Genomic DNA, 25,868 nt, shown 5'->3' with positions numbered 1-25,868 from the left:
ACAATACCCACTCCTCCAAGCCCGCCTGAACCGGATCCGTCATGAAACGCATATCGAGACTCGTGCTCCTCGCGTTTGTGTTTTTCCTGTCCGCATCGTCGGATGCGCAGCAGCTCCGCCTCACGCTGACCATGTCGGCAAAACCGAGCCCGTATATTTCGGATTGGGCAACACACCGCGAGACCGTCCTGTTGACGGTGATGAATCCGGGCAGTGCTCCCGTCGACGCGAAGCTGCGCGCCATTGTGCGGCTCGACGGCACCATCAAGGCGCAGACACGCACCGCCGCCGTGCCCGTCGTGTCGGTACCGCCAGGAGTGAGCACGTATTACGCGGATCAGATTCTGCCGCCCGAGGCCGTCTCCTTCTCGGGCGGCGTGGAGCGCACGGCGATGCGCACAGGCATGCTTCCCGCGGGCACCTACGAACTCTGCGTCGATCTCGTGGATGCGAGCGGCGCACAGCCGCTCTCACAGCCCGCCTGCCGCAACTTCCAGGTCACGTCGTATCAACTGCCCACGCTGCTCGCGCCCGAGAACCGCGCGTCGCTGAACAGAGCGGCGCGGCCGACGTTCCGGTGGACCCCGGTTGTGCCCGCGCCCCCGGGTGGTGCGCGCTATCGTGTAAAAATCTTCGAGGTGCTGCAGGGTCAGACGGCGGGCACGCTGCTGCGCAGCGGCATGCCCGTGTATGAACAGGAAATCGCAGGGCTCACGCAGATGCTGTGGCCCACCGATTTTCAACCCTCGGGTGTGACAAAAAACTACGCGTGGAGCGTGCAGGTGATCGACGACAACGGCAGGCCTCTGGGTGAACAGGACGGCTGGGCGGAACCGTTTTCCTTTGCCTACTCCGAAGACATTGCGCAGAAGGGCGCACAAGTCGACACGGATCGGCGCGTGAAACCGGGCGGACAGAAGGATCCGGGGAAACTCAAACAGGCCCTGAGCAGCATCAAGGGGAAGCTTGTGTGGGCGTTTCGCAAGAGCGAGATGATGCAGTCCGTCAGCGAGAAGATCGACATTGTTCCAGAGGTGAATATCTCGAAGGAGGAATCGTATATCGGCATCGTGCAAGCGCAGAAGGGACACAGCCACGGCACACCGCCGGGGCATGCGGGAACGTATGCGGGCATAGGCGGCACCGGAGCTGCGGTGTCGCTCAAACCGAACGACGTTGCCATTTTCGGTGGAGGAAGCACGACAACTGTTGGTATGTCTGACGCCATCAAAGGGAAGAAGAATTACAGCACCCCCGGCGAACCGGGTCCGCTTACCTTGCCCGGCGAATGGAATCCCGTACTCGAGGAGTACGCCGCCGATCAGCGCCACCCGCTTATGTTTGTGAACGTCAAACTCACGATCACCAAAAAAATCTTAGATCTTCCGCCAGGCGTGCCCCCACCTTCGGGAAACACAAAGACGATAACCATCGGCAGCGTCACCACCGATAAAAACGGCGAGTTCACGTTTACGTTCCTTGACAAGGGCGACGGCACCATTCCCGCCATCGAAATAGAAGGTGTCACATACGAATTTAATGGCGTGTCGTTCGAAGTGTCGGATCCGCACTTCCTCTACGAGGAGCAGCCCATCCCGCTGCAACAGGTTGAAGGCGTGGCGCAGAAGTGGATGTTTCCGACCGTTGTTGCGCTCGCACAAACCTACCGACTCAGGGCGAAAGCGGTGGATGCACAGACCAACAAGGCCGTCCCTCAGCCCGCATCGGTCGAAGTGTACAGGCCGCTCATGTGGTACCTGTTTAATCCGAACACGGTGAACGAGGGACTCATCCCGCCCACCGATCGGCCGATACGCACCGTTGCGGGTTTCGGCCAGTTCCTGATCGGTGCAGCCACGGCACCACAACCCGTGACGCGGCTCTTCCAAAATGAAGGCGGGCCCTACGACAGATACTATCTGCGGGTGAGTGTTCCCGGGTACGACACGCTCACCACATACGTCTCTGCAATCACCGGAGGAGGCTATTGGAGCAGCGTCACCACGGTCGAAAAAACATTCAAGCTTTCGCGCGCAAAACCCGTCGTGCGCGGACGCATCGTCGAGAAGGACTCCAAGGCCGCAGTGTCGCACGCGGGTATTACTCTCACAGGCAAGACACACGACTACTACGCCGAGAGTGACGCCGACGGGCGTTTCGTCCTCTCGGGTATCGAACCCGAAACGGACGCGTACGAGCTGTCGGTGACGGCCTTCGGCATCAAGAAAGTATACAAGGAGAAAATCTTCCTCGACGTTCTGGGAAAGGTCGTGGAACGAGATCCTCTCGAAATAGATGTGGCAGGAAATCCCGTATCCGGGAAAGTGGTCGATGAGGACGGACAGCCCGTCGCGGGTGCGCTCGTACATTGGTCCAGCGGCGGCGATCCGTTTTCGACAAACGAACTGGGCGTGTTCAAGAGCAGCAATATTGCGGGCAGCCACGGGATCAAGATCTGGAAGCCGGGGTACATGGATCTCGACACCGTCGTATCGGTGCAACAGATCAAGACGCAGTCGCAAAAGGGTGGCGGCGGCGCAAAGGATTATCTGCAGGGGCCGCAGAACAACTTCGGACCCTTCGTGCTCAAACGCAGGATCGGCCGTTTGCTGGTGACAGTGCGCGACAAGCTGGACAACACGCCCGTCTCCGGCGCGCGCGTGGTGCTCGCCGATTTTGCGGACCTCGGCATCACAGGCACCGACGGCAGTTTCTATTTTCCGAAGGCGCCGGGCGGCGCAATCACGCTGCGCGTGTTCGGCGCAACGGGCACCATGCATGTCACACCCGGCAGCAAGGCCTCCGTCATTCTCAAGGCCCTCGGCGCACAATCGCCGCCTCCAGGAGCGCCCGACTACGCCTACTACTCCGCGGCAATAACGGTGTCGGACGAAGGCGACACGACCCGCGTCGACGTGGCGCTGGCGCGCGGCGCGCGTGTGAGCGGGACGGTGACGGCATCCGCACTGCCCGTGAAAGACGCCCTTGTGCGAGTGGATGGTATCGACGACCTGTATCACAAGACGGCGGACAACGGGACGTATACCATCGTGGGTGTGCCCACGGGTGCGCAGACCCTCAAGGCCGGAAAACAGGGGATGATCGGTGATGTGAAAAACGTCGATCTCCCGGTCGGATCCACCACCGTCGATTTCTCCTTGGGCAGCGCGGGTTTCGATATCTCCACCATACTCGGTTTTCCCGTGGTGATCGAATCGCTGACGCTGGGGGCGGACACCGTGGCCTCGGGCGCCTTTGTCGACATTCCCAAGAACGGTGTCTTCTCGCTGCCGCCAGGCAGCACCATTCCCTTCGCCGATATGAAACTCACCGTGCTCGGCGGCAAGGCGGAACCCAAGGGCGGGAAACTTGTCACCGATGCGAGTGAACTCGCGGCCGCCGCCTTCGACCTCGTGCCCGTGACCCTGCGCAACAACACCGGCATCGAAGTGGTGAAGACGCCGGGCGGCGGACAGATCCTCGCGCGTGTGAATGTGGACCTCAACACGATGTTGCAAGGAGCGCCCGGAGTCGAGACCATGACGCCCAAGGCGCTGTACCTCGTCACACCCGCGCTCGCCAATCAGGCCACACCGCCCGCCATCCCCGTGTTTGTGAGCACGGGCGCGCTTCCGTTTCCGTCCGACGGACTCGTCTTCGGCAAGGGCAGCATCAGTTTTTCGGTGTACGGCTTCACCGTCACGCCCGACCTCGCAAAATCGTCGCTCAAACCCGACGGCCTGCATCTCGCGGGCAAGCTCGGGTTCACGGGTGTGCCGCTGCTCGCTTCCACCACGCTCACAATAACGGACCTCTGGGTCGGATATTCGGGCGGCCTCAAACACGCGCTCGTTTCGCTCTCGCCCAAACCGGCCGTCACACTCGGGACGTGGAAACTCACCCTCGATGCCGCCACACTTGCGCCCAATGGATTCTCCTTCGGCGGCTCGCTCGAATTCACCATCCCGTCCTCGTCCAAGACCACCATCGCCGTGAGCGATCTCACCGTGTCGCCCGATCAGATCTACGGAGGCGCACTCACGCTGCCCGACGCGGGCATCGACGTGTTCTCGGTGATGAAGATCAAGGGCAACGGCACGCCGTTTGCGCTTGGGTCCGTCGGCGCCGACGGTCCGCTCTCCATCTCGGGCGGCGGCACTTTCTCGCTGCCGAAGTTCGACAAGTCGCTCACGCTCGAGAGTTTCGAGGTGCGCACCGACGGCAAGTTCTCGGCGCTCGCGGCGATCAACAGCAAGGCCGATTTCGCGGGACTCGCAACATTCACACTCAATTCGCTAGGCTTCTCGACCATCGGCACGCCGAAGGTGGAAGTGGGCGGCGAACTCGGCCTGAAAATTCCGATGGTGGCCGTGAATGCCGGTGGGCAGTTCAGCTACTCGAAGGGCGGCGGCTTCGATATGAAGAAGGTGAAGATCGGCTTCTCGATTCCCGCCGCGACCATTGAAACCGATATCGGCTGGGGAAACAACTTCTTCACCGGCAAGGGGAAAATCGGCATCAGCAGCACGCCGATGAATCTCGACTTCATGCTGACGTATTCGAAGACGTCGTTCTCCGCCGACTTCATGGCGAATATCCCGCCGATACAGATCGGCTATGTGACTCTGACAAAAGTCGGCGGCGGCTTCGGATACTTGACCGATCCGCAGGACAACAAGAAAAAGTACCGCATCACCGTACGCGGCGCGCTGTCCATCGCGGGCACGGGCGCGCTGCTCGCCATCGATCCGCTCGAGGTGACCGTGCGCTCGGGTCCGGTGATCGAGGGCGGCGCGATAGTGACACTCGTCGGGCAGCCGGTGGCTGATGCAAAACTGATCATGGATTTCCCGAACAAGTTTTTCTCGGTGGAAGGAAACGTGGGCGGCAGCATCATTCCCGATCTCAACATGAAGGCGCAGGCAAAGTCGATCATCGCGATCAGCGCCAAGGATGGCGACAGCTATCTGGCCGTGGGATTCGCGGCGCAGGTCAGCATGCTCAAGATTGTCAACAGCACGACAAATGTGTTTGTCGGATTCGATCTGAACAGGGCGAAACATCCCGAGTATGATGTGTACACGTCGTTTATTCCCGTGGAATATCTGAGCAATGGCAATACGGTGAACGGCGCGCATCTGAATGTGGTGAGTGTTATCGATGCATCCGCGTCGGGGAATTTCCTCGACATCGCTTCGGGATCGATATGGTACAAGAACGAGGCATGGACGCAGTTCCATGTGAACTTCGCTCTCAACAAGTACGGCCTGGCGATCGGCAATTCGTGGGGCGGAGGCGGCGATCTGTCGATAGCGGGCAAATCGGTGGCCGGTCTTTCCGTCACCGCAAGCGCCGGCATCGCGGGAGCATACTCGCCGTCGAGCGGCTGGTTCTTCTGCGGCAAGGCGGGCGGATCCATCGTGGCCTGGATAGGGGACTGCTCGTCGGCCTGTGCAAACAAGATCTGCTGGTGCGGCTGTTTTAATCCCTGCTGGCCGTGGAGCAGTTGCAAGGTCTGCCCCATTCCCTGCGGTGGAAAGTTATGTCTCAGCGCCACCGTGATGGCCAAGTACAGTTCCAAAACCGGACTCGATTTCTGTGTCGATTGGCCGGGCCACGGTTGTTCGATCTGTCCCTGACGGTGCCGCCATGTCACATCCCATTCGAAGCACTCACATCATGATTCGACAATTCGCACTTCTCCTGACGCTTGCCGTCGCAGCCGGCATCACTACGCAGAGCCGCGCGCAGTCACTCGAGAATCTCCGCTGGTCGCCCGAAGGTGTCGTGGTGTTTCTCGGCGACAGGGCCATCGGACCGGGCATCGAGGGACCCGTGCAGGGTTTTGTCATCCACCGTGCCGCGTCGAAAGACGGGCCCTTCTCCGAAGTCGGCCGCGCGGCGCTGGCCGCCACGCCGCGGGAGTTCCGCGCCATCGCGGGCGACGCCGTTGTGGACGCGCTTCGCGCGATGAAACAGCAGCGTAGCGACGACGATCTGCTCGCGCTGTTGAAGGCGCGGCCCGCGCTCGACGAGTACGGGCTCCTTGCCGTCGACGTGAATTTCCTGCGCGCCATGGGCGCCGCCTGGCGCGACGAGAGTGCCGAGGCGAAAACGCGCGGGCGCAGCTTCTGGTACAAACTGCTCGCGATACGCAACGGCGCGGTCGAGAGTGACGGTCCGGTGGGAAAAATCGAGACGGGCAAGCCCGCCTCGCTCCCCGTATTCCGCGCAGCGGCCGCTCCGGTCGAGCGCGACAGCGCAGTGTCCTTTGTCTGGGCCGTGCCCGCTGCGCTTGCGGGCGAAACGCAGCGCGCGGTGATGTACACCGAAATCGACGGCGGCGACTTTCTTCCGCGGCCTCTCGAATTCCTCGGCAGCCGTGTGAACGACACGCTCTTTTTCCGCATGCGGGTACCCGCCGCGCCCGGCAGCCGCGTGCGCGCGTTTCTGCAGCCGCTCGACCTTGTGGGGAATGCCGGACCCTCGTCCGACACGCTGCTCGGTTTCACCGTCGACTGGCTGCGTCTGCCCGTCGTGCAGGGACTTTCGGCGCGCGACAGCAGCGCGGGCATTCTGCTCACCTGGACGCCGCTGCCCGCTGGGGGACACATCACGGGCATCGTGCTCGAACGTTCGCTGAAACCGTCGATCGAGTTTGAGGTGATCGACACGCTGGGCCGCGACGCGGTCGTGTTTGTCGACGGCGCCGTCGTGCCGGGCGCGACGTATTACTACCGGCTCGGTGTGCTCACGACACGTGGAGTGAAACACGCCGGTGGTACGCAGGCCTCGGCCTCGCACATGTCGGTGCTGCCCCCGCTTGCACCCACCGGACTCGCAGCCGCGACCGAGGGCCGGCACATCCGTTTGCGCTGGGACGCAGTGCCCGAGGGTGATCTCTTCGCGTACTTCGTGTATCGCGCCAACGGTCCGGGCGATTCACTCGTGCAGGTTTCACCGGCACTAAAGGAGGCGACTTATCTCGACACGGCGGCCAGTCTCGACGGCCGTTTCACCTACACGTATTGTGTGCGCGCGGTGAACACGTCGCAGCTCGAGAGCGAACCCAGCGCGAACACCTTCGCGCGGCCCGCGCGGCCCAAGGCGCCGCCCGCTCCGCTCGGCATCAGCGCCATGCCCATGGGCAGCCGCGTGCGGCTGACGTGGACCGACATGACATGTGTCGATCCATTGATCAAACATTACCGGCTGTACCGCCGGCAGCGCGCGCTCCCCGTGCCGAAGCAGAAATCCGCGACGCCCGCAGTCGAGGTCGACACCGCCTTTGTGCTGCTCAAGATCAGCGACGTGCCGCCCACCGACGACTCGAACGTGGTGGCGGGACGCGCCTATCAGTATGCGGTGAGCACTGTGAACGCCGAGGGCATCGAGGGTCGGCGCTCGCGTCCCTCCTCGATTAAAATGCCGTGGCCGCCCGTGCCCGCGCCTGAGGGACTTTCGACACGGTCCACCGAACGAGGCGTACTCCTGCGCTGGAATCCCGTCGAACATCCGACACATACGGGATTTGCGATATACCGGCGCGGACCGTCCGACGACGAACCGCAATGGATCGCATCCATCTCGAAGGCCGACACCGAGTACCTCGACACCTACACAGCCCGCGGCGGCCGGTACTTCTACTCCGTCGCAGCCATAGCCGCCGGCGGCGAAGGCGCGCGCTGCCTCGAAAAAGCCGGACGGCGGTAAAAAACGTTACACGTTACACGTATCCACGTTACACGTTTTACGTTACAAGTGGCAAAGTAGCAATGTAGCAAAGTGGTTCACGGCGTCTTTTACTTTGCTACCTTTCTACTTTGCTACACTACCGATCTACCCATCTACCAGCAGAGATCCCCATGAGTGTCCAGCTTACGTTGCCGCCCGCGGCCATCGAGGCATTGCGGTACGGACAAAAAATCGAGGCGATAAAGATTGTGCGCGAGGCGAATCGCTGCGGGCTGAAGGAGGCGAAGGACGCGGTGGAGATGTACGAGAGCCGCGGCCTCATCACCCCTGTCGATCCTGCGAAGGTGATGCCCGCGCAATCGGCGGCACGGCCGGATTTCCCCGCCGGATTCCCTGAGCTTCCGCGTGAAGCCATCATGGCCCTGCAGCGCGGCGAACTGATAGAGGCCATCAAACTGCTGCGCAAGTTTTCGGGTGTGGACCTGAAGGCGGCAAAGGATGCCGTGGATAACTACCGCCGACAGCACGAGTCCGCATCCTTCAACGACACCTCGGCGCCCGCACGGTCCGGCATGTCGCGCAGCACCGCCTCCAAACCCGCGACGCGCCAGTCTCCGCGGCAGATGGAAGCCGACTCGCCGATCCAGGAGGGAAGTGGCGGTCCGCGCTTCATGCTCTTCGGCGTGCTGCTCGCGCTGATCCTTCTCGGCGCGGTGCTGGTGTTTATGCTGTAAAAAAAAGAACACAGGAGGAACGGAGGGAACGGAGGTTATTTTTTGCGGCCTTCGGCCGCTGACGCCCCCGTGTCGCGCTGCGGTGCTTGTGTGTGGTGTATAGGAAAAAAAGAACACAGGAGGAACGGAGGGAACGGAGGTTATTTTTTGCGGCCTTCGGCCGCAGATGGTGTTATCCTTCGTTATGGTGCTTGCGTGTGGTGTAACGAAAAAAGAACACAGGAGGAACGGAGGTAGCGGAGGTTTTTTTTGCGGCCTTCGGCCGCTGATTCCCCCGTCCCTACTCCCCCGTCCCCCGTCCCCCGTCCCTCGTCCCTCGTCCCCCGTCCCTCGTCCCTCGTCCCTCGTCCCCCGTCCCTCGTCCCCCGTCCCCCGTCCCTCGTCCCTCGTCCATATTCCGCGCTCGGTTTCGATTTTCTTCGTATTATTTGCCACTCACTATCCATCGAAACAAGGAGCCGTTATGAAACGCATTCTGCTTGCCGCGCTGCTCGGCGGCCTGGTGATGTTTGTCTGGACGAGTGTCAACCATATGCTGCTGCCCACTGCCGAAATGGGCGTGCGGTCGATGCCGAACGAGGATCCCGTGATAGAGGCACTGAGAAACAATGTGCCCGAACCCGGCATGTATTATTTCCCCGGCTTCGATTTGGGCGAGAAAATGACGCCGGAACAGGAGGCGGCGTGGACGCAGAAACATAAAACCGGACCCGCGGGTCTTTTAATATACAAACCCGTCGGCGGCGAACCGATGCCGCCGATGATGCTCGTGACCGAGTTCGTCAGCACCATCCTCGCCGCGCTGTTCATGGCCCTCATCGCCGCGCGGCTCTCCGGTGCGTACATGAAACGCGTGCTGCTGCTCTCGCTGCTCGGACTCTTCGGCTGGGTGTCGATCAGTCTCAGCCAGTGGAACTGGTACTCGTTCCCGACGGCCTACTTCATCGCCGACGGCATCGATCAATTCGTCGGCGCCATCGTCGGCGCCCTGCTCGTCGCGAAACTCGTCCCTGAAACCAGTCGAGCATAGGCAACATCACAAAGTTGTTGCGGAAAAAAAGAACACAGGAGGAACGGAGGTAACGGAGGTTTTTTTTCCGGCCTTCGGCCGCTGATTGATTATCCTTCGATGCGGTGTTTGTGCGTGGTGTAACGAAAAAAAAGAACACAGGAGGAACGGAGGGAACGGAGGTTTTTTTTTGCGGCCTTCGGCCGCTGATGGCACCGTCCTTTGTTGCGGGTCTTTGTGTGTAATGTATCGGAAAAACGAACACAGGAGGAACGGAGGGAACGGAGGTTATTTTTTGCGGCCTTCGGCCGCTGATTCCCCCGTCCCCCGTCCCTCGTCCCCCGTCCCTCGTCCCTCGTCCCCCGTCCCTCGTCCCCCGTCCCTCGTCCCCCGTCCCTACTCCCTCGTCCCTACTCCCAGTTCCTCTACTAGCTCCTAGCTCCTAAATCCTATCTCCTTTCCCAGATCCCAACTCCGTCCGATGTCAACTATCGCCCACTACGGCCATGGACCCACAACCGGTCTCGACCAGACCGCGCTTGGGAAAATCACCACGGGGTTTACCGCCGATGATGTCGCCATGTGTACGGCCGACGCGGATGTGCTGCGCGTGCTGGCGGAACAGGTGGCCACAATCGCGGCGAGTGAGGCGATGGAGGAGCGGCGGCGGCTGTGGCGCGGCGTGAACGCCCTCGAACACGTGCGCCCGCCGGTGTTCTGCGATCCTGAAAACGGATGGAACGAAATCATCACCGAAACGCAGATGCGCTGCACGGGCGCGCTCGCGCGGCGCTGGGAGATGGATCTGCGCAAGGAGATTTTCTGGGGCACGGTGATGGGCGACGACAAGCCGGTCGACGATGTGTTCGTTGTGCCGTACACGGTGCGCGAGGACGATTGGGGCCTCCCGACGCGCTACCATAAACCGGAACAGCGCGACGGCGCGCAGAGCTGGGACGGTCCGGTGCAGGACTACGACCGCGACCTCCCGCGCCTCGTCGCTCCGCTGCCCGACATCGATCACGACACCTCGCGCGGCTGCCTCGACGTCGCGCAGCACGTGTTCGACGGCATTCTGCGTGTCGAACAGCGCGGCACCTGGTGGTGGTCGCTCGGCATCACGCTCCCTGCCGTGCTGCTGCGCGGACTTACTAACGTGCTCATGGACTTCCTCGATCAACCCGAGAACCTGCGGGCGCTCTTCACCTTCATCTCCGATGCGCATCTGAAGAAACTCGATTGGCTCGAACAACACGGCCTGCTCGCGTCCAACAACGACGGCACGTACGTGGGTTCGGGCGGTTTCGGCTACACAACGGAACTCCCCGCGCCCGATTTCGCGGGTCGTGTGCGCTGTGCCGACATGTGGGGATTTGCGGAAAGCCAGGAGACCGTGGGTGTGTCGCCGGAGATGTACGAGGAGTTTGTGTTCCCGGCCGAAAAACCCGTGCTCGACCGCTTCGGCCTCAACTGCTACGGCTGCTGCGAGCCGCTGCACTCGCGGTGGACGGCCGTGTCGCGGCATAACAACCTGCGGCGTGTTTCGTGCTCGCCGTGGATCGATGTCGAACGGATGGCGGCGCTGCTCGGCGACCGCCACATCTTCTCGCTGAAACCGAATCCGGCCGTGCTCGCGCTGCCCGACATCGACGAAGCGGCGATTCGCCGCGACCTGCGCTCCTCGCTCGAAAAAACGCGCGGCTGTGTGGTCGAGATCATCATGAAGGACAATCACACGCTCGGCGGCAATCCCGCGAATGCCGCTCGCTGGTGCCGCATCGCCCGCGAGGAGGCGGATCGTATCGCGGGGTGAACCAATCCGGCCCCGCAGCCGTTTGAGTATGACACCCGCGGCACTGACGCGCGGGTTCATGTGGAACCGAGAAAGAAACGTGGCATGCAGATTCAGATGGTGATTTGGTTTGTGATGGTTTCCGCCGTGCTCTTCGGCGGATATTCCTACCTGTCGTGGCGGCTTATCAAACCAGCGCGGCTTTCGAAGAGATGGAAGTGGACGGCGCGTGTCGCTCTCGCCGCGCTGCTCGTCATACCCGTGACGACGAGCATTCTTCAGCGGTCGGGCGCGGAACAGATGCTCGGTCCGCTTGTGTGGGTGGCCTATGTCGGACTCGGCCTGCTCTCGTCGGTCTTTACGTTTGTGCTGCTGCGCGATATCGTTTGGATGATCGTCCGTTTGGGGAAGAACATCGTGTCGATGCTGCGGCGTCTTGGAACTGCCAAGCAGGTGACGGCGGAAGCGTCCGCCGATCCGTCCCGCGAGTCCGCCCGCGCGGTCGATCCGCCCGTGGATGAAAAGCGCCGCCTGCTGCTCGTGAATGTGATGAACGCGGGCATACTGGGTGTGGCCTCGACCATGACCGCCTACGGCGTGTATGAGGCGCGGCGCCGGCCGGCGGTGGTGGAGGTGGATGTGCCGATCACACATCTGCCGCCGGATCTCGAGGGTTTCCGCATCGTGCAACTGAGTGATATCCATGTCGGCCTCACGGTGAAACAGGATTTTGTGGAAACGATCGCCGGCATGGCGGATGAATTGCGCGGCGACATGCTTGTGATCACGGGCGATCTGGCCGATGGCAGCGTGCGGCACTTGCGCAACGACGTCGCGCCGCTGGGGCGGATACGCGCCCCGCACGGACGATTCTTCGTCACCGGGAATCACGAGTATTACTCGGGCCACGAACAGTGGATCGAGGAGGCCGACCGCATCGGCTACAGTGTGCTCGTCAACGGCCATCAGCTCGTCGAGAAGGGGAGTGGACGCCTGCTCGTCGCGGGTGTCACGGATTACAGCGGCGGACGCTTTTCACCCGAGCATGAATCCGACGCCGCGCGCGCCGTGGCAGGCGCTCCTGCGGCCGATACACGGATACTGCTCGCGCATCAGCCGCGCAGTTTGTACAACGCCCTGCCGCACGGCTTTGATCTGCAGCTCTCCGGTCACACGCACGGCGGACAGTTCTTCCCCTGGAATCTCCTCGCGCCCATCGGCCAGCCCTATCTCACCGGCCTTAACAAACACGACAACACCTGGGTCTACGTCTCCCGCGGCACCGGCTACTGGGGTCCCCCCGTGCGTATCGCCGCGCGTTCGGAGATTACGGTGCTGCGGTTGGTGCGGTCACTCACAGCGTAGAGTTGTGGAAGGTAGATAAGTAGATGGTAGATAGTAGATAGGTAGACACAGTGTCACGCTGAGCTTGTCGAAGCGCGACGACACTGCGGAACAGCTACACAGTGTCACGCTGAGCTTGTCGAAGCGCGACGAAGTGGAAAGTGAAAAGTGGCAAAGTAAAAGCCACAACCGCCTTCCCACTTTGCTACATTCCACATTGATACATGTCACGTTGATACGTGTCACGTGGATACGTGTCACGCACTCACCGAATACCACTGCCCCGTCTCGCAGCTACCGTCTCCGGCTGTACGGCCGCCGCTTCGGTGGCCACTCTCTCGATGCGTGCAAGGAATCGAGCGTACGCGCAACCTCGGCGACAACCGCGGGATCGACACCGTATCGCGCCGCGAGAGCGTCGATGTCCGGCCGCACACCGCGCGACAATTCCACGAGGAATTCGTCAAAGAGATCATGTATTTTTTCGATCTCGAGATTCTGTGCGGCGGTCGGCGGAGGCGGGCTGAAGAGGGCTTCGTACGAATCCTTCGGTGTTTTCTTCCCCAGCAGGTCGTGGATGAGTTCACGAAAGCCGAACGAGACAGTACGTACCGCATCGGGTGGAATATTATACCCCGCGGCCGTCAGATGTTTCACCAGCGCATTCCATCCCCGCATTGTTGCCGCGTGAATCTCGACCCGGTGTTTGTCCGCATCATGGTAGATCCGCGCAAAATGCGGATGCCCGGACATACGCGTAAGCTCAAGGCGTGTGACCGATCCCTTCTTCTCGATGGTGAAAACGCCTGCGAACGGTTCCGGGTCGAAGGCACTCATCGCCACTGAACATATACAATGGACGAGAGGATCCTGTTTGTGCACGACAATGGGATACATCGCGCCGCGCGCGAGAGCCATGAATGGAACGGGATTCGCGTCGATCACAGCGGCGGTTGACGCCGGGGTCGAGGCCTTCGGGTCGATGAGGCGCGCGAGATAGTGTATATCCCAGGTCTGCAGGCCGACAAAGTACATAATCGGGCCGTAGGTCTGATACCCGATGTCCAAATCGTCGAGGAGAAGCAGGAATGCGCGAATGTCGGGGATATCCTTCAGGGTGCGGCCGAGGGCGGGGGAGTACAGAAGGAAGGATTCGCCCTCGATCATGTCGGTCATGACGTGGCAGTCGTGCCCCACGGATCTGTCGAGTGTGCAGAACACAAATCGCCAGGGTCGCTCGATGCGCTGGTGTACGAACGACTTCTCGTCGTCACTACAGCCCCGCTTCACCAGTGCCGCAAGGTGATCTTTCGCACGCCCGTTTTTCCGGAACAATGTATGCGCGAAATACTGCGGGGCGATCCAGTTAAACCACGATTCCGGCATGTCACGAAGAGCGTTCGCGGCGGGTTTCAGCCGGCGCACGAGTTCTGCTTCGAGAGAATACCGCTCGACGGCGAGCGGAATACACACGCGGTCGAGGAACGAGTCCATTATCGCTCCAGTGTCGATAGCACGTTGCCGCAGCTCGGTCAGAATCGCTGGTGTTGTTTTCATCCGTGAAAAATGGCAAGGAAACCGTCGTGGTACAACGTTTTTTTTACGCGCAAACGGCCATTGCGCCGCGTGAAAACGACATTGCACCACGTGAAAACGACATTGCACCACGTGAAAACGTCATTGCACCGCGTGAAAACGTCATTGCGGCGCGTGAAAACGTCATTGCACCGCGTGAAAACGTCATTGCGCCGCGTGAAAAAGTCATTGCGCCGCGTGAAAAAGTCATTGCGCCGCGTGAAAACGTCATTGCAACACGTGAAAACGTCATTGCGCCGCGTGAAAACGTCATTGCGCCGCGTGAAAACGCCATTGCAACGCGTGAAAACCTCATTGCACCGCGTGAAAACGCCATTGCAACGCGTGAAAACGCCATTGCAACGCGTGAAAACGACATTTTTTCGGTGCAAATCGCCGTTATTTCAGCGAAAGTGGCATATATGCATGGAAAACGACAATTGCTGTCCAGCAACCCCTCGTGGATCTGCCGCAACCTCGTAGGCGGCCTGGTGCCCTTGCGAGGCGATTAATCACTATCGCAGTATGAAGGATTATTTTCCGCGATTTTCACCTTTCTCGTGACAAAATGTCTTATTTTTCCTTGCGTCTTGCAGGCCGGTTTTCATGCCGCAGCGGGCGGCGGTTGGGAAACAGAACCGTCGATTTCGGGAATGAAACACTCCTTTCCGAGGAAATGCTCATGCGATACCGATTGATAGTTTTTCTTGTGCTTTTACAGCACTGCCTTGCCCGCTGTGCCTCCGCGCAGTCATTCGAGCGTGTCTCTCCATCGTGGCGTATGGACGACATCCTCGACATCATGATCACCCATGACGGCCAAATGCACCTCACAACGTCAAATGCAGGGCACCTCACGAGCACGGATGCCGGCACCACCTGGAAAGAACAACGTGGACCGGAAAAAATGTACGACCTTATCCGTCTCGTTGAGCATGCGGGAAGCATGTGGGGCCTTCCTGCGGGATCGTTCCCAACAGGGGAGAAAGCGGACAGCGCGGGTTCGAAACTCCTGCTTCGATACGATCCATCGTCCGATGAGTGGTGGAGTATTCGGTTCCACCACAACTGGCAGGGTTGTACGTCCGCGGATATGTCCGGGGACGGTAAAGCCCTGTTTCTCCTCCTCAATTGCGACTCCCTCGTGTTGTTTCGATCCGTGGACGCTGCAGCGACATGGATGCGTATTCCGCTACCACGGCAATGGGCACACAGCGCGACGAATTGGTGGCGGCCTGCCGCCGTGTTCCGCGATAGCGCCACGGGAATCGTCATGCACTACGACGGTCACACAGGGTGGATGTATCAGACCACGGATGCAGGTGCCACGTGGATGCCGGTTGCCGAAGCCACGGATATCCGCTACGGACTGGAGGGAGTCCCCCGTCCCCCTGTCTCCTGGTGTGGTGATTCTGTCTTCGTCTTTATCGACCAGGGCAATGTGGCCGTTTCCACCACGGATCTCGGGCGTACGTGGCGGCGGGGAGCGCGAATACAGGGAACCGTGCGGGCAATCGCATTCGATGATGGGGGGCGCGGGTACGCTGTCGATGCACGTGGCGCGGTCCACCGGAGTGAGGACTACGGTATTCATTGGGTGCGTGTTCTGGAAGGTTCGCAGCTCGATATCCGCGCGACAGTGTGTCTCGCTGGCCGTGACTCACTTCTGTTCGGAACGAACTTCGGGCAGCTTCGCCGAAGCACCGACGCCGGACTCACGTGGACGTGGCAGCGTGATGCGCCCGTGCTCCAACCCCAGAAAGCATGGTTTCCCGACGCAATGAATGGTTTTTTGGTGGGGGCTGCTCTGGATGCGGCTTGGACGCCTTCGATCCTGAAAACAACTGATGGCGGCTCCTCATGGTCGGTTCTTGCGCTTCCGGATTCAGTGACGGTTGCCATGATGTTTTTTGCCGATGCGACGCACGGTTGGATCGTCGACGAACGGAGGGGAAGAGACGACACGGTGCGAACGGTGTACCGAAGCACGGATGGTGGTGTGAGCTGGATTCCGGTGCTCAATTGGCCGATCATCGGCGGGAAGGATATCACCATACTGGCGACCGGAACGTTTCACCGAGGGCGGAATATCATCATACTGCCGACCTACGAGGGCGGGCTTCTCCGTACGGGAGACGGCGGCCTGACATGGTCCTACACAACTGGAGTGTTCGATACGAGCGGGGGAGACTCCGCTCCCGGGGCAGTCGTCACGAATGGGAACACGCACATGTGGATCGCCACCCAACGACGGATATATCGCTCGACCGACGATGGGATTACGTGGTCGATACGGCAGTCAACACAAAATCTGGATCCCCAGAGAACGATTCGACGCCTATTTCCCCTGGGTGAAGACTCCATCGCGCGCATGGCCTGCTCCACCTCATGCCGCATGCATGTGACGCCCGATGGCGGTACCACCTGGCAAGTCTACGATATGGACCCGTCCTTCCGATCGGTTGTCCCGAGCATGACAATGCACGGCGATGGCACAGGTATGCTTACACCCATGAATTTCACGTCCGTGAATGGAATCTGCGCTGACTCGTTGACAATGACTGTTGATGGCTGGAAGACGCGGTACAGACCTGCATGGGAAATCAGATCCACCAGGGGGACGCAGGTCGACAATTCAATTAAACTTTTTCATTCGCTGGACCGGAATCACACCTGGCTCTTCACTCCGGCGGCCGTCTACCGCACCACCAACGGCGGTGTAAACTGGACAGAACTTCCGCCCGCGGTTCCATCCACTGCGGATATCGCCGAAGTCTATCCACAACCGGCTGCACCGAACGACGTGCTGCACGTGCGGCTGCGGAATGACGCGGGCGCGTTGCGCCTGGAGTTGCGTGACCTGCTTGGGCGCCTTGTGTCTGTGCTGCACGACGGTGAACGTGCAGACCGCGGCACCGTGCGGTGGAATGTCGATGTGCCGGCGGGGGTGTATATTCTTTCGCTCGCGTCGCGGTCGCGTGCGCGGGCGAGAACCATCATCGTGCGGTGACACTGTATGCGACCGGGCTCCCGTCATTTCCTTCTGCTCCTGATCGTTTCCTGCGCCGTTGTGCATGCGCAGCCGCTCGCGCTCGACATTCGGAGCATCGACGCGTCCGACCTCCCGCGCATACGCCTGAAAGTGGCACTTCACCGTGGCGGCGCACCGGTCGGCAACGCGGCGGGAGCGTCGTTTGTTCTTACGGAAAACGGGCGGCGTATTACGCCGGCCTCTAGCTGCCCCGATAGCGCGGGCATAACGGCCGTGGCGTTGGTACTCGACAATTCGGGATCCATGGGAGGATCACCATTCGACAGCGCGCGCCGCGGTGCACATGCGGTTATCGATTCACTGCGCCCTGGCCACCTCGCATCACTCTACCGTTTCACGAACGGCGGCGAACAGGTGCTGCCCTTCACCAGCGACACCGCGCTGTTGCATGCAGCCGTGCGGGGTCTTGGAACCGCAGGAGGTACGCCGCTCTACCGCACGATGAAACTCGCGATCACGGATCTCGCCGCATTGCCGCCGGGACGGAAGTTCTGCATCGCCCTCACCGACGGCCTCGACAACGGATCGGGTGTGGCGTCGGACGAACTCGTTCCGCTTGCGCGGTCCGCCGGCATACGTGTGTACACGATCGGCTACGGCAATACGAAACTCAGCGACCGCATCCTTTCGGATATCGCACGCGGAACAGGCGGAGTGTACTACCGCATCTTCTCCCCGGCCGAAATGACGCCGATCTTCCACGACATCGCCGGCGACCTTGTGTCGCAGCTCTGCGATATCGAATACGATAGCGACGGGTGCACCGACAGTCTGCGCCTGTTGACGCTCGAGGCCGGCGTGGGAGCCGAGACGGCGCGTGCCGACACGATGTACGCCTCGCCGTTCCGGAGCGATTCGCTGGCCGTGCGGGTGGTGGCACCGCGCCGCGTGGCTGCGGGGCAGACGGCGATTGTGTACCTCGCGCTCTCGCAGCCATTGCATACGGGCCTGCGGCTCAGCTACAGCGTCCTTCTTCGTCACGATCCTCGGCTGCTGCAGGTCAATCCCGTTCTTCCCATAACCGTGGGCACGGTGTCGCAAAACGCGTCGGTGGGTCTGCGTGTGTTGCGACCAGGGGTGCTTCGCTTCGATGCCGATGTAATAACACCCGGTCTGCCGTCGGGAAATCTGGTCGGTGTGGCGTTCCGCGCGCTCGCGGCCGACAGCAGCCGGCCCGTTGCGCTTGTTCTAGACAGTATGGAACTCTCCGCGGGCTGCCCGAATGTTGTGTCCGTCGGATACGACACGATCGAGGTCTGTCAGTGTGCGGACACGCTCGTTTTCCGCTTGGATACTATGCTGTCGGTGTCGGCTGGCGATGTGGCGCGGCTGCCGCTCGATCTGCCGGCGCTCCCCGACACACCGCCCTCCCTGCTTCGCCTCACAACGCGCTTCGACGACGGGCTGCTGCGCTTCGCAGGGGTGGAGGGCTGCGCCTTCGAACAGCTCGACGGGGAGGACGTTGCCCTTGTGATTCACCCCGGGCGTGGCGAACGTCCCACGCTGCTGTTTACCGCGCGCCCGCAGGCACAGTCGCGGGCCGCGCGTCTCAGTGTATCGGACCTCGTCCTGTACGGCTCTTGTTGTACACATCTGCCGGGGGATTCCGCTGTTGTATATATCGACGGCTACTGCGAATCCCTCCTCGCCCGTCGCGGCGGTCCGGGAATCACCGCGTATCCCAATCCCGCGCGTGACGTGCTTACTATTGCGCTGCGGACCGACGCCGATGTTTCCCATTGTATAGTTTCACTTGTCGGCACTGACGGAGTGCCGCGTTTCGAGGAGGCACTCGCGCCGGTCGACGGATCCGCAGTCCTGCAAATTCCGGTCGCGGATCTGACGCCGGGAGTATATATCGCCGTGCTGCGCGCGGGCAAAACAACAACGAGCCGCGTCGTCACCATTCTCCCGTGACACGATTCCACGGGTGTAGGAAATTCGGATGCAGCGATCCTATGTCCCGCCGCCCACGCGATCACGAAGCGCCTGCCCGGGTCCCAACGGACAAACCGCCGGTGATTCAGCCAGGCCCTGCAGGAGCAAAGGGAATATATTCAGCGATATTATCCATGCAAATGCGGGAAGCACATTCCCGATTTGCAAGGATAAATCGATCCTCCTCGTTCACGCGCTCGAGGGAGTACCGCCCGAGGAAGGGTGCGGGAGCTTCGCGGAGAAAATATACATAGCTCCCCGGATTCCCCCGTACGTTTATCAGAGCACTCCGAGATCGTGATGCCGCGGCTGGTGAAAGCGCGCGAAGCCTTGCGGTCGAATCTCTTCCGTCCGCGTAAACGGTTCACACTGTTTCATGTCTATAGGCGTGGTGACGAGCCCGGTCTATTCGACGAGGAATCGCGTTCTTCCCCTGAGCGAATTCTGAACAGCGGAAATCCAATACACTCCCGGAGACAGCCCGAGTGCCGCCGGGGATAGTGTCACTCTCGCCTCGCCGTGGGCGTCTGTTCTCGCTCGCATGCCTCCCTTGATTCGCCCGAGTGCATCATACACGTGTATGCTCACGTGTTCATCAGGAATCCCGTGGATATTTATCATGGTGTTCTGGTTCCTCCCGACAGGATGCGGAAGCGTTGTCAACAGCACATGGTCCGGCAAAATAACGGGAGACTGAGCGGATCTCAGAGGAAGTTGACGCGTCCAGAGTTTCCGCCCGTCCGAAAGATACACGATCGGCGAATCGACGCCTCCGCCAAGGTGTATCCAGTAATTCCAAGTGCCAACGGTTAACCACCCGTCGGGAAAGTTGGCAATCGTGTCCGCCCAATGCTTCCCCCCGTCGCGTGACACGAACAAGGTGTCACCGAGCGCGGCGATGATGTCTGCGTGTTTCGTATGCGAGGCGATTGAATACAGGTGCCGCAACGTCAGGACGGATTGCATGGTCCGGAGACCATCCAAACTTCGGAGCAGGAACGACTTCGAATCACTGCATGGCCAAATGCAGTATGCGCGCAATTGATCCTGCGGATGCAGAAGAATCAGTTTGTTCGCAGTACCGCACCGCGTCCTGAATGAGCTAAAATCGATATCCGCGATATCCCTGTCACGCACGGGAGACGTCCATGTGCGCGATGAGTCGTGCGTGACGAACAGCCCTTCCGACGTATGAAGTGCGAACATCCCGGCTGATGTGGCCGAAGAAACGAGGGCAAAATCGGTTGAGAACCAGCGGGGGGTCCATCGCAGGTCGTTGCGTGTCCACAAAGCCAAAGATGGATTGGATCCCTCTACCAGAGGTTTCCACGTCAGAAATTTTTTATCTGACGCAAATAAACTGAGGTACACGGTCCGCAACGTCGTATCCCTGAAACTCGACGTCCAGGGCTGTCTGGCCATGAGGTTTATCAATCCAGAATCATGGCCCAAGGTCAGCCAGGGTGTGCCGTTCATATAAAAGGGATCCGATATCGGGTACGTGTCTTCGGGATACAAGACCTCGGAGAACTTTCCTGATCCGGCGCGTGCGTCAACGGAATACGAAATATGCTCCCACCCAAACCACGCGGTTATTCGCGCTGTCACCGAATCCCGCACGAGTAATTGAACCCATCCTTGATCTCCTTCGCTACCGAACTTCACCGAAGTAGAATCAACGAAACGCCAGGAGTATCCGCCATCGTCGGACGTGTAATGACAGAGGCGTCTGTGGGAGTATCCATCGCCTGAGACTGTCTTGGGCGTGGTCAGACCCAGTGCAATGTGTGATGGGTTGAGTTCATCCGCTGTCAGGCGCAATTGGTCAAGAGAATCCGGCATTGCGACAGGCACCCACTGCTGCGACCTCCCGGTTGAGATGCCTATCACAAGGATAAAACCTACACAGCGTACCACACCCACAATGTTCATTGGCGCTCCCGCGTCTGTCGCAGCAAGAATACATATCAGCGAACGTCGAAACAACTGAAAGCGCCGTGTCGCCCTTCGACAAGCTCAGGGTGACACGGCGCGTTACGCCTTTACGCCTTTACGTCATGGACGGTGAGAGATACAATGAAAGCGCCGTGTCGCCCTTCGACAAGCTCAGGGTGACACGGCGCTTTACGTCTTTACCTCTTTACGCCTTTACGCCTTTTTCTTCGTCTTCTTTTCCTTCCGCGGATACTGAATCGCGGCGCGGGCGGCGGCGAGGCGTGCGATCGGAACACGGAAGGGCGAGCAGGACACGTAGTCGAGTCCGATCTGATGGCAGAACTCGACGGACGAGGGTTCGCCGCCGTGTTCGCCGCAGATGCCGAGCTTGAGGTTCTCGCGCGTCTCGCGGCCGTGTTTCACCGCATGTTTCATCAGGAAGCCGACGCCGTCGCGGTCGATCGCCTCGAAAGGATCCTTCGCGTAAATATCCATGGCGACGTACGGCGTGAGGAAGCGGCCCGCGTCGTCGCGGCTGATGCCGAGTGTGGTCTGTGTCAGGTCGTTGGTGCCGAACGAGAAGAACTCGGCCACCTGCGCGATTTCCGCAGCCGTGACGGCGCCGCGCGGAATCTCGATCATGGTGCCGACGAGGTACTTGAACTTCACGCCGGACTCCTGCATCACCTCGCCCGCCACGCGGCGCACGATCTGTTCCTGCAGGGCCAGTTCCTTCACATTGCCCACCAGCGGAATCATGATCTCGGGGAAGGCCTTTTTCCCGGCCTTGATCACGTTCACCGCCGCCTCGAAAATGGCGCGCGCCTGCATCTCGGTGATCTCGGGGTAGATGATGCCGAGACGGCAGCCGCGGAAGCCGAGCATGGGATTGAACTCGTGCAGCGAGTGTACACGCTCGCGCACCTTGTCGGGCGACACACCCATCACCTCGGCGATCTGACGCTGGCCTTCCTCGTCGTGCGGGAGGAATTCGTGCAGCGGTGGATCGATGGTGCGCACCGTCACCGGACGGCCGTCCATCGCCAGGAAGATACCTTCGAAGTCCTCGCGCTGCAGAGGCAGCAGCTTCGCGAGCGCCGCCTTGCGGTCGTCGATCGTGTCGGCCAGAATCATCTCGCGCATCGGACCGATCTTGCCCTCGCCGAAGAACATGTGTTCGGTGCGGCAGAGACCGATACCCTCGGCGCCGAAAGCCACCGCGTTGGCGGACTGATCGGGCTGATCGGCATTGGTGCGGATGTTGATCTGCCGCGCCGCGTCGGCCCAGCTCATGATCTTCTCGTACATCTGGTACACGGGCGCATCGTTCGGATCGAGTGTGCGATCGACGAGCACCTGCAGCACTTCGCTCGGACGGGTCGGGATGTTGCCCAGCAGCACTTCGCCGGTCGATCCGTCGATGGAGAGGAAGTCGCCTTCACGCACCACATCGTCGCGTCCTTCGATGCGCATTTCGCGCGTCTTGTAGTCGATCTTCAGCGTGCCGCAGCCGGCCACGCACACCTTGCCCATCTGGCGCGCCACCAGTGCCGCGTGCGACGTCATGCCGCCGCGCGCCGTGAGGATGCCTTCGCTGGCGTCCATGCCCTTGATGTCCTCGGGCGAGGTCTCGATGCGCACCAGCAGTACGCGCTCGCCGCGCGCCGCGTAATCGACCGCGTCCTCGGCGTTGAACACCACGCGGCCCGAGGCGGCGCCCGGTCCGGCGTTCAGACCCTTTGCGAGCAGGCGGTTCTCGGCGATCGCCTTCTGCTTTTCGGTGAGATCGAAGATGGGGCGGAGGAGCTGGTTGAGCTGGTCGGGATCGATGCGCAGCAGCGCCTCTTCCGGCGTGATCAGGCGCTCTTTCACCATGTCGACGGCGATCTTGATGGCAGCAAACGCGGTGCGTTTTCCGACGCGGCACTGCAGCATGTACAGATTCTGATTCTGTATCGTGAACTCGATGTCCATCATGTCGCGGTAGTGCTTCTCGAGCACTTTGCGGATGTTCATGAGCTGCTTGAGCGCTTTCGGATCCTTGTCGGCGAGCTGGTCGATCGGAAGCGGTGTGCGTGTTCCCGCCACCACGTCCTCGCCCTGCGCGTTCATGAGGAATTCACCGTAGAAGTAGTTCTCGCCCGAGGCGGCGTCGCGCGTGAAGGCCACGCCCGTGCCCGATTCCTCGCCCATGTTGCCGAACACCATCGACTGCACGTTCACCGCCGTGCCCCATTCCTCGGGGATGCCGTTGAGCTTGCGGTACACGATGGCGCGCTCGTTCATCCACGACGTGAACACCGCGCCGACGGCGCCCCAGAGCTGCTCCCAGGGATTGTCGGGGAAGTCGCGTCCGGTTTCGCGCTTGATCGCTTCCTTGAACTCGGCCACGAGTTCCTTCAGATCGTCGGCGGTGAGATCGGTGTCGACGGTTGCGCCGCGCGCGTGTTTTTTCGCTTCAAGGATTTCCTCGAAGGGATCGATGTCGTCCTTGGTCTTCGGCTTGAGATCCAGCACCACGTCGCCGTACATCTGCACGAAGCGGCGGTATGAATCGTACGCAAAACGCGCGTTGCCCGAGCGCTCGATGAGGCCCTGCACTGTCACGTCGTTGAGTCCGAGATTGAGGATCGTGTCCATCATGCCCGGCATCGACGCGCGCGCGCCGGAGCGGACGGAGACGAGCAGGGGATTCTTCGGATCGCCGAACTTCGCGCCCATTTCCTTCTCGACACGCTGCAGCGACTTCTCGACCTGCGCCTTCAGTTCCACCGGGTACTTGCGCCCGTGCGCGTAGAAGTAGGTGCACACCTCGGTGGTGATGGTGAAGCCCGCTGGCACAGGCAAGCCGATGTTCACCATCTCGGCGAGATTGGCGCCCTTGCCTCCGAGCAGACCCTTCATATCGGCCTTGCCCTCGGCGCGTCCGCCGCCGAAATAGTACACGTACCGCACGGACTTGCCCGGCTTTGCACCCTTCTCCGCCTTCGACGCCTTGCCCGGCTTCACGCCCTTCTCGGCCTTGGCGACCTTGCCCGCCTTTGCGGCTTTGTCCGGTTTTCCCGCCTTCGCCTTTTTGGCTGCGGGCTTGCTGTCCTTTTTGCTTTTTGCCATCGTGGACTCCGCTTTCTCGTATAAAATTGGGGAAATAGTAGTCTGTTTTATTCGCAATGTCTGTGTAAAATCTTTCCAGCTTTAAAAGATACGGAGAAATCAAAAAGTGAGCAAAAATTCACGAATTTCTCACATACCGAATCCGAATCCGCGACCGCCGTGATTCGGCGGAAAACGAGATCGGACCTGTATTGTGGGAAGGGGCTACACGGGGCATACTACCGGCGATTTCCATTTCAGAGTAGGTGAACTTTTCCGAACATCGTACGGTTTCAAATAGAGTCACTCACAAACTGAAATGCTTGATGTCTTCACGTAGGAAATTCATCGCGCAACTTGGCGCGGGCGCATTGGTACCGTCCATCGTATTTGCGGGCGAACCCGCCGTAAAACGATCGCGGTGGGACATGATTTTCGCCTCGCCCGATACACGACGCGCGCCGCTTCTGCCCGATCCGGCCACATGGAGCAGCGACACCATCACCGCCGCGTGGATCGGCCATTCGACCGTGCTGCTCAATTTTTTCGGCATGTGGATCATCACCGATCCGGTCTTTTCCGACCGTATCGGCGTGCGTATTCTGGGCCAGACCATCGGACCCAAACGGCTTGTCTATCCCGCGCTGCCATTTGAAAAGATCCCGAAACCGGATCTTATCCTGCTTTCACACGCGCACATGGATCACCTCGATATTCCCACGCTCGAGCGTTTCGACCCCGACATCCCCGTCATTATGGCGCGCAACACGGCCGATGTGATCGACGATCTGCAGTTCCGCACCGTGCGTGAACTCGACTGGTGGGGCCGCACCCATGTGGGCGATCTCGAAATCGAAGCCCTGCGTGTGCGGCATTTCGGCTGGCGTTTCCCGTGGGAACAGGACCGCTCGCGCGGCAATCCCGAAGGACGCAGTTACAATGCCTACCTGCTGACACGCAAGGGCCGCTCCGTCGTTTTCGGCGGAGACACCGCGATGCACGAGTACTTCAAATCCGTGGGCACGCGCGGGCTGTCCATCGACCTCGCCATCATGCCCGTCGGCGCCTATGATCCCTGGATCGGCGCGCATTGTAATCCCGAGCAGGCCGTGGAGATGGCCGCACATCTCGGCGCGCGCGCCGTGATGCCCATCCATTGCGGCACCTTTATCCAAAGCGACGAGCCCACCGGCGAACCCATACGTCGTTTTGTCGCCGCCTCCCGCGCCGCCGGACTACAACCCGCCCTTGCCGGCATCGGCGGCACCTGGGCGGCGGAAGGCATTCTTGCCGACGGCGTGAAGGGGTAAAGGCGTAAAGAGGTAAAGGGGAACGGTGAACGGTGAACGGTGAACGGGGAAAGGGGAACGGTGAACGGGTAAAGGCGAAAGGTGAAAGGGGAAAGGGGAACCTAGCGAGCGAGACGTTGATTCGATAGTTCCCAGTCCCCAGTTCCGAGTTCCCAGTCCCCAGTTCCCAGTCCCCAGTTCCGAGTTCCCAGTCCCCAGTTCCCAGTCCCCAGTTCCGAGTTCCCAGTCCCCAGTTCCCAGTCCCCAGTTCCCTGTCTCGTCCTAAAAAAAGTTGACAGAAAAATCGTTCGTGTATCGCTTCGTTATGGATGTTCCAGTGATCGGTTTTCCACGTGTGATCGGTTCGGTGTGGTCGTTTCCGGCATCGAGACGCGTTGGTGGTAGCAGAAGC

General features: G+C 60.5%; 12 protein-coding genes. 10 read left to right on the top strand and 2 right to left on the bottom strand.

The genetic code is table 11. From position 1 onward, the window contains the following. Positions 1-41 precede the first annotated feature (41 nt). From HY962_09865 to HY962_09840, 6 genes are all read left to right on the top strand, one after another. Positions 42-5,639, top strand: coding sequence for a carboxypeptidase regulatory-like domain-containing protein (locus tag HY962_09865; protein MBI5647224.1), 5,598 nt, complete (start codon positions 42-44; stop codon positions 5,637-5,639). Positions 5,640-5,679: 40 nt separating this feature from the next. Continuing rightward, positions 5,680-7,713 (top strand): hypothetical protein, encoded by a 2,034-nt coding sequence (locus HY962_09860; protein MBI5647223.1) that lies wholly within the window; start codon positions 5,680-5,682, stop codon positions 7,711-7,713. 152 nt (positions 7,714-7,865) lie between these two features. Beyond that, entirely contained in the window at positions 7,866-8,429 is a 564-nt protein-coding gene (locus HY962_09855) for a ribosomal protein L7/L12 (protein ID MBI5647222.1), read from the top strand. A gap of 463 nt (positions 8,430-8,892) precedes the next feature. Continuing rightward, positions 8,893-9,459 (top strand): hypothetical protein, encoded by a 567-nt coding sequence (locus HY962_09850; GenBank protein ID MBI5647221.1) that lies wholly within the window; start codon positions 8,893-8,895, stop codon positions 9,457-9,459. Positions 9,460-10,018: 559 nt separating this feature from the next. Further along, positions 10,019-11,251 (top strand): hypothetical protein, encoded by a 1,233-nt coding sequence (locus HY962_09845; protein MBI5647220.1) that lies wholly within the window; start codon positions 10,019-10,021, stop codon positions 11,249-11,251. A gap of 84 nt (positions 11,252-11,335) precedes the next feature. Next, complete coding sequence (locus tag HY962_09840; GenBank protein ID MBI5647219.1) at positions 11,336-12,595, top strand: metallophosphoesterase; 1,260 nt, start codon at positions 11,336-11,338, stop codon at positions 12,593-12,595. Positions 12,596-12,868: 273 nt separating this feature from the next. Here HY962_09840 and HY962_09835 read toward each other — a convergent pair whose 3' ends face one another. Beyond that, complete coding sequence (locus HY962_09835; protein ID MBI5647218.1) at positions 12,869-14,068, bottom strand: hypothetical protein; 1,200 nt, start codon at positions 14,066-14,068, stop codon at positions 12,869-12,871. 65 nt (positions 14,069-14,133) lie between these two features. On the opposite strand from HY962_09835, the gene HY962_09830 reads away from it, so the two are divergent. From HY962_09830 to HY962_09820, 3 genes are all read left to right on the top strand, one after another. Beyond that, positions 14,134-14,661, top strand: coding sequence for a hypothetical protein (locus tag HY962_09830; GenBank protein MBI5647217.1), 528 nt, complete (start codon positions 14,134-14,136; stop codon positions 14,659-14,661). A gap of 170 nt (positions 14,662-14,831) precedes the next feature. Beyond that, positions 14,832-17,159 carry a hypothetical protein gene (locus tag HY962_09825; GenBank protein MBI5647216.1) on the top strand — a complete coding sequence of 776 codons (2,328 nt, stop codon included), beginning with the start codon at positions 14,832-14,834 and terminating at the stop codon, positions 17,157-17,159. A gap of 6 nt (positions 17,160-17,165) precedes the next feature. Continuing rightward, positions 17,166-19,118, top strand: a complete 1,953-nt coding sequence (locus HY962_09820) for a VWA domain-containing protein (GenBank protein MBI5647215.1) — start codon at positions 17,166-17,168, stop codon at positions 19,116-19,118. A 2,169-nt stretch (positions 19,119-21,287) separates the two neighbouring features. Here the strand turns inward: HY962_09820 and HY962_09815 are convergent. Continuing rightward, positions 21,288-24,188: a pyruvate, phosphate dikinase gene (locus HY962_09815; protein ID MBI5647214.1), complete on the bottom strand. Its 2,901-nt coding sequence runs from the start codon at positions 24,186-24,188 to the stop codon at positions 21,288-21,290. Positions 24,189-24,493: 305 nt separating this feature from the next. On the opposite strand from HY962_09815, the gene HY962_09810 reads away from it, so the two are divergent. Further along, complete coding sequence (locus HY962_09810) at positions 24,494-25,477, top strand: MBL fold metallo-hydrolase (protein ID MBI5647213.1); 984 nt, start codon at positions 24,494-24,496, stop codon at positions 25,475-25,477. The last annotated feature ends 391 nt before the right edge of the window (positions 25,478-25,868 follow it).

Source organism: Ignavibacteriota bacterium (assembly GCA_016218045.1).
Lineage (GTDB): Bacteria > Bacteroidota > Ignavibacteria > SZUA-365 > SZUA-365 > JACRFB01.
Note: the sequence above shows the minus strand (reverse complement) of the source record. Positions and strands in the feature narration are given on the sequence as shown.

Excerpts from the sequence above, each read along its gene's own strand:
- HY962_09865 (MBI5647224.1), top strand. The coding sequence starts at position 42 with ATGAAACGCATATCGAGACTCGTGCTCCTCGCGTTTGTGTTTTTCCTG.
- HY962_09860 (MBI5647223.1), top strand. The coding sequence starts at position 5,680 with ATGATTCGACAATTCGCACTTCTCCTGACGCTTGCCGTCGCAGCCGGC.
- HY962_09855 (MBI5647222.1), top strand. The coding sequence starts at position 7,866 with ATGAGTGTCCAGCTTACGTTGCCGCCCGCGGCCATCGAGGCATTGCGG.
- HY962_09850 (MBI5647221.1), top strand. The coding sequence starts at position 8,893 with ATGAAACGCATTCTGCTTGCCGCGCTGCTCGGCGGCCTGGTGATGTTT.
- HY962_09845 (MBI5647220.1), top strand. The coding sequence starts at position 10,019 with ATGTGTACGGCCGACGCGGATGTGCTGCGCGTGCTGGCGGAACAGGTG.
- HY962_09840 (MBI5647219.1), top strand. The coding sequence starts at position 11,336 with ATGCAGATTCAGATGGTGATTTGGTTTGTGATGGTTTCCGCCGTGCTC.
- HY962_09835 (MBI5647218.1), bottom strand. The coding sequence starts at position 14,068 with ATGGACTCGTTCCTCGACCGCGTGTGTATTCCGCTCGCCGTCGAGCGG.
- HY962_09825 (MBI5647216.1), top strand. The coding sequence starts at position 14,832 with ATGCGATACCGATTGATAGTTTTTCTTGTGCTTTTACAGCACTGCCTT.
- HY962_09820 (MBI5647215.1), top strand. The coding sequence starts at position 17,166 with ATGCGACCGGGCTCCCGTCATTTCCTTCTGCTCCTGATCGTTTCCTGC.
- HY962_09815 (MBI5647214.1), bottom strand. The coding sequence starts at position 24,188 with ATGGCAAAAAGCAAAAAGGACAGCAAGCCCGCAGCCAAAAAGGCGAAG.
- HY962_09810 (MBI5647213.1), top strand. The coding sequence starts at position 24,494 with ATGTCTTCACGTAGGAAATTCATCGCGCAACTTGGCGCGGGCGCATTG.